Source organism: Enterococcus sp. DIV0236 (assembly GCF_050558525.1).
Taxonomy (GTDB): Bacteria; Bacillota; Bacilli; order Lactobacillales; family Enterococcaceae; genus Enterococcus; species Enterococcus faecalis.
This window is the reverse complement of the sequence record NZ_CP187891.1, coordinates 1,935,181-1,949,140: the sequence shown is the minus strand read 5'-3', so window position 1 is coordinate 1,949,140 and position 13,960 is coordinate 1,935,181. Positions and strand designations below refer to the sequence as shown.

Sequence of the window (13,960 nt, the reverse complement as noted above, 5' to 3'; positions counted from 1 at the left end):
ATCAGGAGGGGTGTTTATGCAACAAAATATTGTCTTATCTATCCAAGATCGTCTACAACAATTACCAAAATCAGAACGAAAAATTGCAGAATATATTTTAAAAAATACAGAAACAGTTATTTCAATGAATGCGCAAGAGCTAGCGAAACAAGCAGGATCAAGTCCAGCGGCAATTATTCGTTTTTGTCATTCTATGGATGTGAATGGCTTTACAGAGTTGAAACTTTTATTATCTGCAAATCTTGGCCAAATGAAGCAGCAAATGTACACTGAAGTTACTAAAGGGGAATCAACAGCTGATATTAAACAAAAGTTACAGGCGCGCTTTGTTCATGTGGTTGAGCGAAGCGGTCAGACATTAGAGGATGTCGCAGTGAATGAAGCCGTTGATTTGTTGGAAAAAACAGAAGTAATTTTTGTCTATGGGTTGGGCGCCTCTTCGTTGGTTGCTCAAGATATTTATCAAAAGTTTACGCGATTAGGCCGAACGGTATTTACAACATTGGATCATCATTTATTTGCTTCCATGTTAGGCTCAACAGAAAAGCCTAGTGTTTTTATTGTTATTTCTAATTCTGGAACGAATAAAGAAGCAAGTACTTTAGCTGATTTAGCGAAGCAGCAAGGGATTCCTATTATTAGTATCACACAAGATGAAAAATCAGTGATTGGTGAAAAAAGTGATATAGTCCTTCAAACCTCTAGTGGGGAAGACGTGCCATTGAGAAGTGCGGCTACTGTTTCCTTGGTGGCACAATTGTATGTAGTTGATGTTTTATTTTTTGCTTATGCAGCAAAAAACTATAAGGAAACCTTAGAAAAAATTCAAATCTCAAGAAAAAATGTAGAACGTTTAAAAGAATAAATAAAAAGAAGAAGGTTATCTGTCAAAATGACAGATAACCTTCTCTTTTTTTACTATCAACGGCGCTTTTCAGCGATCTTTTTTCCCTTTTCAATATAAGAAATATCATTAATTCCTTGAATGGTAAATGTTCCTTTTTCGTAAGTTAAGGTCGTCACGCTACCATTCTCCAGCGCCATCTGCATAGGCAAACTTGCATCAATTAAGGAAAGTAAAAAGGAAATTGTTAGTCCATGGGAAACCACCATGACTTTGCCGCCACCATTTTTTTCTCGATGATGAGCGATATCTTCGAAACCAGACCAAACACGATCACGGATAACTTCATAAGGCTCCGCCCAGTCAGCCGTATCGGCTTCAATAATAGCATTTGCTAGCTCACGATAGGTAATCTTTGTGGTCATCATGTCCTCATAACTTTTAAAAGCTAAAATGCGTGGCACCACACCCCAAAGTTCACCATCATAGCCACCATCTAAAGAACCAAAACACCACTCACGAATCCGTTTATCGGTTAGGTAAGGAATCTTTTGGTGGTTTTGATGTTCTTGTAAAATAATCTGAGCGGTTTGCATGGCACGACCACTATCACTACTATAGGCTTCCTTAAAGTCTATGTCCCTAAGACCTAAGCCTAAATGATAAATGCCTTCTTCTCCTTGTTTGGTTAAGGGGGTATCTGACCAGCCTTGGGTACGGCCAATCGTATTAAACATCGTTTTTCCGTGACGAATAATATAAAGTGTCGTTGCTTCAGTCATTGCTACTCCTCCTAAGTTTCTTTAAATAGTGAATAAATCTCTAATTAAAAAATGGGTTTGTGGCTTTTTCATGTTGAATGGTCGTGGCATCACCATGGCCTGGATAAACAGGAAATTCTTCTGGTAAAGTGAATAGATAGGTCGTAATGCTGTGTAATAATTGTTGCATATCACCAGTGTGTAAATCGGTACGACCAATACTACCTTTAAACAATGCATCCCCAACAACAACAAAATCATCAAAGACAAAGCTGACGCTACCAATTGAATGACCAGGTGTTGGGACTACGGAAAATTTCATGCCGCCAATTTCATAATCGGTTAGTTTAAATTCATGTTCGGCGGGTTGAACAATAATATTTGCTATATCGTCATGTCTGCCTAATCCTGAAAGATTCAAAATAGGATTGGAAAGCCACGCTTGTTCTAATGGACTAACATAAACAGGGATTTGATAATGATGGCGCAATTCTTCTACCGCACCAATATGATCATAGTGAGTATGTGTTAATAAAATAGCGGCTGGGTTCTTCCCTAAACGGGTAATTTCTTGAATTAGTTTTGCTCCTTCTGCACCTGGATCAATAATTAATAATGCTTCTTCATTATAAACAAGATAACAGTTTTCTTGAATAACACCTGTTCTAATTTGTTCGATCTGTATCATCTCAGGACCTCCTAAAGTTCTAACGATTCTCTTCAAGTATACCGAAGAATCTTAAGAATAGAAAGTTTTCTTGTTTATCCAAAGAAAAAATAAATCATTCTTAGAATGTTCGGTTTTTGCTTGTTTGAACACGTATTTTTTTAAAAAAAATCACATTTTTATAGTTATTAAGCGAAAGTTTATGTATAATCTTCATGTGATAGTAAGGAGGATTATTAAATGTTTCATTTTGTAATAAAAGGAACAGGTTTTTCTAGTAAAAATTTGCAAGAGATTAAAGTTTATGAAGAGACACTTTTTTGTATAGATGAGGCCGGAGTAATTCAGAAAATAATTGAACCAGATGCTGAAGCGTATGAAACTGTGCTAGCAGAACAAAAAGAGGCACAACGTTTTCAAGAATTGCCCCAAGATTCTTATCTTTTACCCGGCTTTGTTGATTTACATGTCCATGCACCTCAGTGGGCACAATCAGGGACCGCCTTGGATATTCCATTGTATGAATGGCTGAATACGTACACGTTTCCTTTGGAGTCCAAATTTGCAGATTTAGCATTTGCCCAACAAGTCTATGATGAATTGGTAACCCAATTGTTAGCTAATGGGACAACAACAGCCCTTTATTTTGCAACCATTCATTATGAAGCTAGCCGTCGTTTGGCAGAGATTTGTGCGGAAAAAGGGCAGCGTGGCTTAATTGGTAAAGTTGTAATGGATGATCTTAATGAGAATCCAGAATACTATCGTGATCAAACAACGCAACAAGCATTAGAAGAAACGGAACGGTTTATTCAAGAAATTCAAACATTAGCGCAGCAAACAAAACAAGGCGTGTATCCCGTTGTAACTCCGCGTTTCATTCCTAGTTGTACAGAGGAAGCACTTAAAGGATTAGGAGAATTAGCAGCGAAATATCAAGTCCATGTTCAAAGTCATTGTAGTGAGAGTGATTGGGAACATCAATTTGTTCAAGAACGTTTTGGAAAAAATGATGCTCAAGCATTGAATGATTTTGGTTTATTAACAGAAAAAGCAGTGATGGCACATGCAGGCTTTTTAGAAGAAGCAGATATGAATTTATTCCATGAAACAGGGACGGCTGTGGCGCACTGCCCAATCTCTAATGCTTATTTTGGCAATGCAGTAACACCGATTGCAAAATTAGTACATCAACATCAAGTAGAAGTTGGTTTAGGTAGTGATCTTTCAGGTGGTTTTTCACCAAGTCTTTTTGACAATTTAAAGCAAGCGGTTATTTCTTCTAGAATGTTAGAAGATGGTGTAGATGCTACAAAAAAAACAGAAATACGAGGTGTTAAAACAGCACGGATTACCGTAAATGAAGCGTTTTATTTAGCTACTGCTGGTGGTGGTCAAGCGCTAAGTTTACCAATTGGAAAATTAGAAAAAGGGTATGCTTGGGATGTTCAAATTATTAATACAAGCTTGTCACAAGCACGAATCCCTAAAAATCCAGGGGAATCATTGCTTGATATTTTCCAAAAAATCTTATATTTAGCACGACCAGAAAATATTCGAGAAGTCTGGGTACAAGGTGAAAAAGTACATGATAAAAATTTAATGTCAGCAACTAAAGGAGTATAAAAAATGAGTGAAAAGAAACAAAATAATCTTCATTTAACAGTGGGGCCAGAAGATTCAGTATCTTTTGGGCAGGCCACTATGTTAGGGATTCAGCATGTCTTAGCAATGGACGTGTACGTCGTACCTGTGATCATTGCTTCAATTATTGGGATTAGCACAGCACAAACGTCTTCTTTAATCCAAGCAACATTCATAGCAGCAGGACTTGCCACGATTATTCAATCTCATTTTTGTATGAGATTACCAGTTGCGCAAGGCCCTTCATTTATTCCAATCGGGGCAATTGCAGGAATTTATTTTGCCAATAACCAACAAGGAAATGGCTGGGGCGCAGTTTTAGGTGCTAGTTTAGTGGGGGCAATTGTTGTTATTATATTAGGATTTACTGGTATCTTTAATCGTTTAATCACTAAATTTGTTCCACCAATTGTGGGAGGAACAATTATTTTTGTGGTGGGGCTTTCGTTAATGCCAGTCGCTTTATCGGATAATATTTACCACGCAAAAGGGGAATTAGGACAAAATATTTTATTAGCATTTATAGCAGCGGGTACGTTGATCTTCTTTGCGCTCTTAGGTTCTGCTTTGAAAAAAGGGCGGATTTTCCGCGTTTCTTCTGTCATTTTGGCATTATTATTTGGGAGCATCGCGGCACAATTATTAGGGGTACTTGATTTATCAGCCGTTAGTGAAGCGGCTTGGTTTAGTTTGCCTCAGTTACCATTAGTTAACTTTTCTTTCCAATTTGATTGGTCAGCCATTGCCACGATGTTAGTTATTTATCTGGTTTTAATGGCGGAAACAACAGGCACTTGGTTTGCTGTGAGTCATGTTGTCGCTGAACCTTTGACCGAAGAAAAAATTAATCGCGGCGTAATTGGTGAAGGCTTAGGTTGCTTAGTTTCTTCATTCATTGGCGGCACGCCAGTAACTAGTTACTCTACAAATGCTGGGATTATTTCAATCACTGGAGTTGCTAGTCGCAAGGTTTTTGTGGCTGCAGGTGCGTGGTTTGTCTTATTTGGCTTATCTGGAAAACTTTCCACCTTGATTTCGGCCATTCCGGCACCAGTTATCGGCGGTGTTTTTGTGGTCGTTTGTGGCATCATTTCTGTAAGTGGAATGAAAGTCATGAGTGATGTAACAATTCATGAAAAAGAGATGTATGTAATTGCCGTTCCGATTATTATGACGTTAGCGTTGACATTGTTACCAAAAGAGTTTTTGGAAACTTTACCACAATTTTTACAATATTTATTTAGTTCACCCGTGGCAACTGCCTCAATTGTTGCTATTTTATTGCAGGCCATTTTACCAAACGTTCAAGAAGGGTGAAAAGATTAATTTTCGTTAAAACGCCTTTGACAAGTGGCGGTAAATAGTGTAAATTAACAATGGTGTTTTTAAACACGAACGTTAAATGACCGAATGTTCGGTTTTTACGTTATTTTTGTAAATAACTAGGAGGCAGTAAGTATGAAAGTTTTTGATTATGAAGATGTCCAATTAATTCCCAATAAATGTATCGTGAATAGTCGTTCTGAATGTGATACTACAGTAACTTTAGGAAAACATTCGTTTAAAATGCCTGTCGTTCCAGCGAACATGCAAACAATTATTGATGAAACGATTGCGGAAACCCTTGCTGAAAATGGTTATTTTTATATTATGCATCGGTTTGATGAAGAGGCGCGAGTGCCATTTATTAAAAAAATGCAACAAAAGGGCTTGATCACGTCAATTAGTGTGGGTGTGAAAGAAGGGGAATACGCTTTTGTTGAAACGTTAGCCCGAGAAGGTTTAGTTCCTGATTACGTGACAATTGATATCGCCCATGGTCATTCAAATGCGGTGATTAATATGATTCAACACTTAAAAAAATTTTTACCAGAAACGTTCGTTATTGCGGGCAATGTTGGAACGCCAGAAGCCGTTCGCGAATTAGAAAACGCTGGAGCCGATGCCACCAAAGTGGGGATTGGACCAGGAAAAGTATGTATTACTAAAATTAAGACTGGCTTTGGGACAGGTGGCTGGCAGTTAGCGGCTTTACGTTGGTGTGCCAAAGCTGCTCGGAAACCAATTATTGCAGATGGTGGAATTCGGACCCATGGAGACATTGCAAAATCTGTGCGTTTTGGGGCAACTATGGTCATGATTGGTTCATTATTTGCTGGACATGAAGAATCACCAGGTGAAACCAAAGTGGAAGATGGTGTTGTTTACAAAGAATACTTTGGTAGCGCCTCTGAATTCCAAAAAGGCGAAAAGAAAAACGTTGAAGGCAAAAAAATCTGGTTACGCCATAAAGGGAAGTTGGCAGATACTTTAGTCGAAATGCAACAAGATTTACAATCTTCCATTTCATACGCGGGAGGTCGCGATTTAGAAGCGATTCGTAAAGTTGATTATGTGATTGTAAAAAATTCTATTTTTAATGGTGATACCATTTAACATTCAACTATAGACTGAAAAGAAGACAGCACGTAGTGCAGAAATTAAAATGATTTCTGCATTACGTGCTTTTTTTACTTTACCTATCGTAGTAATCGTGTTAAGATAATTACAACGACAGACGTAGTACGATAGTTGAAGTACTTGAGGGAGGAATTTATGTGATTGGTAGTGATGCAATTCGAGGATACAACGATACCTTTATTCTCTCAATCTTACAATCCGGCGCTTCATATGGTTATGCGATTTCTAAACGCATTCGTGAAATTTCTAATGAACAATATTCGATTAAAGAAACGACACTTTATTCTGCTTTTACACGTTTAGAGAAAAATGGCTACATTGAATCATTTCCAGGAGAAGTAACGCATGGCAAAAAGCGGACCTATTATCAAATAACCCATGCAGGAGAGCGTTATTTAGAGGAAAAGTTACTAGAATGGGAAGTAACAAAAGACGTCGTCGAAGCATTTGTAAAGGAGATGGGAAAATGAAAATTATAGAAGAATTTATTGATAGCTTATTTTCAGGCGTTGTTGAAACAACTGAAACAAAACAATTAAAGGCGGACTTATTAGCAAATGCTGAGGATCGTTATGAAGATTTGCTCAGCCAAGGAAAATCGGAAAATGAAGCAATTGGTACAATTATTTCTGAATTTGGTACTATTGATGAATTAATGGAAGAATTGAATTTAGAAAATAAACAAGTGGATGAAACAAACGATTCAATGAACGGTTTGCCAGAAATTTCAGTGGAGGAAGGACTTGACTATTTAGCTGTCCAACGTAAAGGTGCTATTCAAATTGGTCTTGGTGTTGTTGCAATCATGGTGGGTGTTGGCTTGCTGGTTGGTATGCGTGGTGTTCTTTCTAACGGTCTCGGTTTAGTTTGTCTTTTCATAGGTGTGGCAATCGGCGTTCCATTATTTATTGTTGCTGGTAATCGGTTTGTTGCAATGGACAAACAGCTGGGGCAACGATTGATTCCGATTAAGTTAAAAAAAGAAGTTGCACAAAGAGAACAAAGTTTTCAACGATCATTTATTTTTTGTATGGCAGCGGGCGTAGTTTTTTGTATTTTGGGTTTAATCCCAGTTGTTGTCTTTAGTAGTGGCCTTCATCTGATGATGCGCCGTTCCATGCATCAAATGATGGGCGGACAATATTATAATGGAACGATGGGGATTAGTTGGCTCTTCTTTTTAGTATCGGTTGGCGTCTTCTTGTTTATATTTGGTGGAGTAATTAAAGGAAGTTTTAATAAATTGTTAAATGAAACTTATTTTTATTCAGAACATGTTGGTCATCCTGATTTTGCCCCTCAACAAACAAAAACAGAGGAAGGACCTGTGGGAAATCCTGTCGGTGCAATTATTGCATCCGTTTATTGGCCCTTAGTTGTGGCACTCTATCTATTTATTAGTTTTGTTTTAGGGGATTGGCGGTTTAGTTGGTTAATCTTTATGTTCGCAGGAATCTTTTATAACACCATCCAAGCATTTTTACACAAACATTGAGACAAACCTGTTAATAGTAAAACAGAAAAGTGGGACATTCGTCAAAACGGCTGTCTCACTTTTCTTGTATTTTCGATTGACAAAAGCATTAAACTGGATTACTTTTAACTCATCCAATTGTTGAGGTGATTGCTATGTGGCAACTTAAAAAAGAACAAAATGTTCCCATTTATCGCAGTATTATGGAAATGATTGTTCAAAAGATTCAAACTGGCGAATTATTACCAGGCGAAAAAATCCCTTCAGAACGTAAACTGGCAGAGTACTTGTCTGTCAATCGTTCAACCGTTGTTCATGCATTAGACGAACTGGTGGACTTAGGCTGGATTGTGCGAAAAAGAGGGAGCGGAACGATTGTCAACGAAGGAAAATGGGGGGTAATGATGACGCCACGAACGGATTGGCATCGTTATTTAGAACAAAATGTGTTCAAACAAGTTCATCCCTTGGTGGCAGAGATTGAGTTACGTGCTAAACAAAATTTGCCGACTGACTTAGATATGTATACAGGCGAGTTGCCGTTAGACTTAATTCCCAGTTTCGATTTTCCAGCATTAAATTGGAAACAATTTTTAAAAGAGGAAGCACAAGATGAATTAGGTTATTTGCCGTTAAGAAAAGAAATCCAAGCCATTACAGCAACGGAATATCAGCTTCATTTACCAAGTGAAAGTTTATTGCTTACTTCAGGCGCGCAACAAGCACTTTTTTTAGTTTTGCAAGTTTTATTGAGACAAGGAGATAGTGTTGCCGTAGAAGATCCATCTTTCTTCTATGCCTTACCAATTTTCCAAGCTGCTGGTGTGCGCTTATTTGGTGTGCCCATGACAGAGGAAGGGATTGATCTTGAAGCGCTAGAACAAACAATCCGACAACATCGCATCAAAATGGTTATGGTTAATCCTTCCTTTCAAAATCCGACTGGGACAGTGATGCCTTTAAGAAAAAGAGAACAGCTCGTGAAAGTTTGTCAAACGTATCAAGTTCCTATTTTAGAAGATGATGTTTTTGGGCAGCTAAGTTTTATCCCGAAAACAGAAATTCCTCCTTTAAAAAAATTAGATCCAGATAATGTCTTGTATATCGGTTCGTTGTCAAAAATTTTAGGTTCGACCACGAAAATTGGTTGGTTAAGTGCGCCTGCCTCCGTGACGAAACAAATTGCAGAAGCCAGAAAAATGATGGATGTTTCGTTGAGTATTTTTCCGCAGATGCTCGCTAAAATGGCGATTGAAGATCCTTCTTTTTCTGAAAAAATTACGTTATTAAATAAACAAGTGGAACAACGAGCAACAGCTGTATATCAAGTATTTAAATCGTTGCCAGAATGGGAAGTTTCGCCAGTAAAAGGCGGCTTTTATTTATGGGCGCATTGGCGTCAAGGGGCACTTAAGCCAGAAGATTGGCAAGTGTTTTTACGAGAAGGTGTTTTGGTAGCACCAAGTGTCGCTTTTAGTGAAAAACGTGGAAGTATTCGCTTGAACTGTTCCCGAATTTCACCAGAAGAAATGCCTCTTTTTTGTGAGCGAATGGTACGGATTACACGACAGCTTTCTGAAAATAGACAAACAAAAATAGAACACTAAGTAAGATTTTTCTTATAAAAATCATTTGCTGAGAGAAAACGCTATAACTTCCCTTTTCTAAACGAATATCCAATGCTATACTTAAAAAGTAAAAACAAAAAAACAAATGAGGTGTTTTCCATGTCTTGGGAACAAGTTTACCAACAATGGTTAAATGAAGAAAATATTCCAGAAAATTTAAAAAATGAATTAAAGGACTTAAATACAGACCCTGAAAAATGTGAAGATGCATTTTACGCACCATTAGAATTTGGGACTGCCGGGATGCGCGGGATTTTAGGCGCCGGTATTAATCGGATGAATATCTTTACGGTTCGTCAAGCAACAGAAGGACTTGCACGTTTTATGGATACGCAAGATCCTGAAACAAAACGTCGCGGTGTAGCTATTGCCTATGATTCACGTCATATGTCTCCAGAATTTGCAATGGAAGCAGCTAAAACATTAGCTAAACATGATATTCCTTCTTTTGTGTTTGAAAGCTTACGACCAACACCAGAATTATCTTTTGCGGTCCGCTACTTTAAAGCTTTTGCGGGAATCATGATTACGGCTTCTCACAATCCAGCTGCCTATAATGGCTACAAAGTCTATGGTGAAGACGGTGGTCAAATGCCGCCAGCTGATGCAGATGCATTAACTAAATATGTTCGTAGTATCGAAAATCCTTTGAAAATTGATGTCTTATCAGATGAAGAAGTTGCCCACAGCGGTTTAATTAACATTGTTGGTGAAGAAGTCGATAACGCGTATTTGAAAGAAATTAAAACAGTTACGATTAATCAAGAATTAATTAACGAAATGGGTAAAGAATTAAAATTAGTTTACACTCCCTTACATGGAACTGGGAAAATGTTAGGAGAAAAGGCATTAAAACAAGCCGGTTTTGAAAAATTTGTTTTAGTACCTGAGCAAGCCGTTGCTGATCCTGACTTTACTACAGTTAAGTCACCAAACCCTGAAGAACATTCAGCTTTTGAATACGCGATTCGTTTAGGGGAAAAAGAAGGCGCTGATTTATTGATTGCAACAGATCCAGATGCTGATCGTTTAGGTGCTGCTGTGCGGATGCCAAACGGAGACTACCAAGTATTAACAGGAAATCAATTAGGTTCAATTATGATTCATTATATTTTAGAAGCCCATCAACAAGCAGGCACGTTGCCTCAAAATGCTGCGGTTCTAAAATCAATCGTTTCTAGTGAACTTGCTACAGCGATTGCTGAGAAATATAATACGAAGATGTTTAATGTTTTAACAGGTTTCAAATTTATTGCTGAAAAAATTCAACAATACGAAGAAGACCACAGTCAAACGTTTATGTTTGGTTTTGAAGAAAGTTATGGTTACTTAGTGAAACCTTTTGTTCGTGATAAAGATGCAATTCAAGCGTTAGTTTTATTAGCAGAAGTAGCGGCTTTCTATAAAAAACAAGGAAAAACATTATACGATGGCTTACAAGATATCTTTGAAGAATTTGGTTACTTTGAAGAAAAAACTATTTCCGTAACAATGAGCGGAATTGAAGGAAGCGGTAAAATCAAAGCTTTAATGGCAAAATGTCGTGAACAAGCGCCAACTGAGTTTGCCGGGATTCAAGTTGCTCAAACGGAAGATTTTAAAGAATTAACACGCACTTTTGCAGATGGTCAAACAGAACAATTACAAACGCCTCCTTCTGATGTGTTGAAATATCATTTAGAAGATGGCAGTTGGATTGCTATCCGACCATCAGGAACAGAACCAAAAATTAAATTCTATCTAGCAACAAAAGCAACAAGTAGTTCAGAAGCTTCTGAAAAAATTGCTGCGTTTGAAGCAGTCGTTAATGAATTAACAAAATAAAATAAACGAAACAGGCTGTACGGAAAAAAGTACGAATGTTAGTGTTTGTGTCAAAAGCTAATTGACTTTTGACACAAACACTTTATTTAACTAAGGAGGGAATGCTATGAAAATTGGCTTTATCGGTGCTGGCAGTATGGGCGGTGCCATGATTAAAGGGTTACTGAAAGCTGAGGCAGTCAAGAAGGAACATTTATATGTGAAAGGCGGATCAAGTGGAACAGCAGAAGCACTTCAAAAAGAGTGGGGCTTTCAACTTGTCACAGATTATGCACTTTTCCAAGAATGTAAGGTTATTTTTATTGCGACAGGAGCAAAGGTCGTGTTACCTGTCCTTCAGGAATTAGCCCCTCATTTTTCCAACGAAAGTCTATTGATTTCTGTTGCAACAGGTCATACCATAGAAGAAGCACAAATGGCCCTTGGCAATAAAGAAGCCAAAGTTGTTCATGCCATTCCTAATACACCAGTTAGCGTGAATCAAGGCGTGATTGGCGTAGCCTTGGCACCAACAATTGAAGGCCAAACGAAGGAACTGGTAATGGAACTTCTTGCTACTTTAGGGTTAGTCAAAGAAATTCGTGAAGCGCAACTGGAAACTTTTGGTACTGTGGCTGGTTGCAGTCCAGCTTTTGTTGATATCTTTATGGAAGCATTGGGAGATGCAGCAGTCTTAGAAGGGTTACCAAGAGACTTATCTTATGAAATTGTCGCTCAAATGATAAAAGGAACGGCGACCTTAGCCTTAGACACGAAAAAACACCCAGGAGCATTGAAAGATGAAGTGACTTCTCCAGGAGGAAGTACGATTCGCGGTGTCGTAGCTCTAGAAAAAAATGGCTTCCGTTATGCCGTGATGGATGCAGTTCAGCAAGCCAACCACGAATAGATGAAGAAAGTTGGAAAATCGACAAGTTTGTCATTTTTCCAACTTTCTTTGTGCCATATTTTTCGTAGGAAAGAACAATCGCAGTTCTTATTTTAAAAAACTCTGTGTTATAATGAGTGCAAAGTGAGGCGACTATAATGAAACAAATGGAAGAAATCAAACAAGTAAGTCAATTATATAAAGTATTAAGTGATCCAACACGTTTAAGAATTTTGCTACTTTTAAAAGAAGGCGAGCATAATGTAACGGCGATTAGTGAACAATTGGGAATGGAACAGTCCGCCGTTTCTCATCAACTAAAATTATTAAGAGATAGCCGGGTTGTCAAGGCACGCCGCGAAGGAAAAACGATTTTTTATACATTAGATGATCATCATGTAATAGATATTTTAAATCAGACCTTTGAGCATATTGAACACCGATAAAAAGTAGGAAAAAATAGCGTAACTAGAATAGCGCTGTTGATGGAGGTAAAAATGAAGGATACCTTAAAGATCGGGTTACTAGGATTAGGGACTGTAGGCACTGGCGTTTTAACTCTCTTGAAAGAACATCAAGAGAAAATTTCACAAGTGACAGGAATGAATGTAGTCATTGAAAAAGCATTTGTCCGAAATCTTGAAACGAAACAAGCGCAAGCGGAAGAATACGGTCTTTCTTTAACAACTTCAATTGATGATATTTTAGAAGATAAAGAGATTCAAATCGTTGTGGAATTAATGGGAACCATTGAACCAGCCAAAACGTATATCATGAAAGCTTTAGAAAATGGTAAACATATTGTGACTGCTAATAAAGATTTGCTGGCGCAACATGGGAGTGAATTAGTAGCGTTAGCCCAAAAACATCATTGTGATTTATATTATGAAGCAAGTGTTGCTGGCGGGATTCCTATTTTAAGAACAATTGCTAATAGCTTAGCGGCAGACAATATTCAAAAAGTTTTAGGAATTGTGAACGGTACGACGAATTATATGCTTACGCAAATGGTTTCTGCTGATAAAAGTTATGAAGAAGCTTTAGCAGAAGCGCAAGCGTTGGGATTTGCTGAAGCGGATCCGACAAATGATGTCGATGGAATCGATGCAGCCTATAAAATGGTTATTTTAAGTCAATTTGCTTTTGGGATGAATGTTTCATTACCACAAGTTGATATTCGTGGAATTCGCGGATTGTCTTTAGATGATGTCGCTATGGCTAAACAACTGGGGTATGAAATCAAATTGATTGGCTCTGCTGAACAAAATGAGAATAGTATCTCGGTGGAAGTGGCGCCTATGCTAGTCAATCAAAAGCACCCTATTGCATCTGTTCGGAATGAGTACAATGCAGTATTTATAAAAAGTGCAGGCGTGGGGGAATCAATGTATTACGGTCCAGGAGCTGGCGCTAAACCGACAGCAACCAGTGTGGTCAGTGATTTAATTACGATTGCTAAAAACATTCGCTTGGCAACGACTGGCCATATGTTCAATTCGTATCAACATAAAACCCAATTGACGAGTTCCGAAAATGTATTTGGGCAGTACTATTTTTCATTAGATGTTCCAGATACACCAGGACAATTTTTGCAGTTGACGCAATTAATGACTAAAGCAGAAGTCAGCTTTGATCAATTAGTTCAACAGAAATCAGATGGACAGCGAGCAAGAATTGTTGCCATTACACACCAGATATCAAAAGCACAAATGCAACAAGTTGTGACAGCTATTCAAAATACGGAAGCCTTTCAGTTATTGAATGTAATGAAGGTTATAGGAGATGAGTAA

At 37.9% G+C, this 13,960-nt stretch carries 13 protein-coding genes; 11 read left to right on the top strand and 2 right to left on the bottom strand.

Annotated features, from left to right (window positions below; translation table 11 throughout):
* The first annotated feature begins 16 nt into the window (after positions 1 to 16).
* Positions 17 to 865: a MurR/RpiR family transcriptional regulator gene (locus IGK27_RS09355; protein WP_002382748.1), complete on the top strand. Its 849-nt coding sequence runs from the start codon at positions 17 to 19 to the stop codon at positions 863 to 865.
* Positions 866 to 921: 56 nt separating this feature from the next.
* On the opposite strand, the gene IGK27_RS09350 is transcribed toward IGK27_RS09355, so the two are convergent.
* A complete protein-coding gene (locus IGK27_RS09350) occupies positions 922 to 1,626 on the bottom strand; it encodes a histidine phosphatase family protein (RefSeq protein ID WP_002364444.1) in 705 nt (234 codons plus the stop codon).
* 40 nt (positions 1,627 to 1,666) lie between these two features.
* Positions 1,667 to 2,293 carry an MBL fold metallo-hydrolase gene (locus tag IGK27_RS09345; protein WP_002372190.1) on the bottom strand — a complete coding sequence of 209 codons (627 nt, stop codon included), beginning with the start codon at positions 2,291 to 2,293 and terminating at the stop codon, positions 1,667 to 1,669.
* Between the two features lie 219 nt (positions 2,294 to 2,512).
* Here IGK27_RS09345 and guaD point away from each other — a divergent pair, with 219 nt between their 5' ends.
* The 10 genes from guaD (at position 2,513) to IGK27_RS09295 (ending at position 13,960) form a co-directional block, all read left to right on the top strand.
* Positions 2,513 to 3,898 carry a guanine deaminase gene (guaD, locus tag IGK27_RS09340; protein ID WP_033626429.1) on the top strand — a complete coding sequence of 462 codons (1,386 nt, stop codon included), beginning with the start codon at positions 2,513 to 2,515 and terminating at the stop codon, positions 3,896 to 3,898.
* Positions 3,899 to 3,901: 3 nt separating this feature from the next.
* Entirely contained in the window at positions 3,902 to 5,233 is a 1,332-nt protein-coding gene (locus IGK27_RS09335; protein ID WP_002359736.1) for a nucleobase:cation symporter-2 family protein, read from the top strand.
* A gap of 141 nt (positions 5,234 to 5,374) precedes the next feature.
* Positions 5,375 to 6,352 (top strand): GMP reductase, encoded by a 978-nt coding sequence (guaC, locus tag IGK27_RS09330; protein WP_002362677.1) that lies wholly within the window; start codon positions 5,375 to 5,377, stop codon positions 6,350 to 6,352.
* Between the two features lie 161 nt (positions 6,353 to 6,513).
* A complete protein-coding gene (locus tag IGK27_RS09325) occupies positions 6,514 to 6,846 on the top strand; it encodes a PadR family transcriptional regulator (RefSeq protein WP_002362678.1) in 333 nt (110 codons plus the stop codon).
* Complete coding sequence (locus IGK27_RS09320; protein WP_033626428.1) at positions 6,843 to 7,871, top strand: permease prefix domain 1-containing protein; 1,029 nt, start codon at positions 6,843 to 6,845, stop codon at positions 7,869 to 7,871. The genes IGK27_RS09325 and IGK27_RS09320 overlap by 4 nt, the downstream gene beginning before the upstream one ends.
* Before the next feature lie 134 nt (positions 7,872 to 8,005).
* Positions 8,006 to 9,457, top strand: a complete 1,452-nt coding sequence (locus IGK27_RS09315; RefSeq protein WP_002409692.1) for a PLP-dependent aminotransferase family protein — start codon at positions 8,006 to 8,008, stop codon at positions 9,455 to 9,457.
* A 120-nt stretch (positions 9,458 to 9,577) separates the two neighbouring features.
* Positions 9,578 to 11,302 carry a phospho-sugar mutase gene (locus IGK27_RS09310; protein ID WP_002356727.1) on the top strand — a complete coding sequence of 575 codons (1,725 nt, stop codon included), beginning with the start codon at positions 9,578 to 9,580 and terminating at the stop codon, positions 11,300 to 11,302.
* Between the two features lie 106 nt (positions 11,303 to 11,408).
* Positions 11,409 to 12,191, top strand: coding sequence for a pyrroline-5-carboxylate reductase (proC, locus tag IGK27_RS09305; protein WP_002370432.1), 783 nt, complete (start codon positions 11,409 to 11,411; stop codon positions 12,189 to 12,191).
* Positions 12,192 to 12,307: 116 nt separating this feature from the next.
* On the top strand, positions 12,308 to 12,616 hold the full coding sequence (locus tag IGK27_RS09300) for an ArsR/SmtB family transcription factor (RefSeq protein ID WP_002356730.1): 309 nt from the start codon (positions 12,308 to 12,310) through the stop codon (positions 12,614 to 12,616).
* 51 nt (positions 12,617 to 12,667) lie between these two features.
* Positions 12,668 to 13,960: a homoserine dehydrogenase gene (locus IGK27_RS09295; RefSeq protein WP_002372186.1), complete on the top strand. Its 1,293-nt coding sequence runs from the start codon at positions 12,668 to 12,670 to the stop codon at positions 13,958 to 13,960.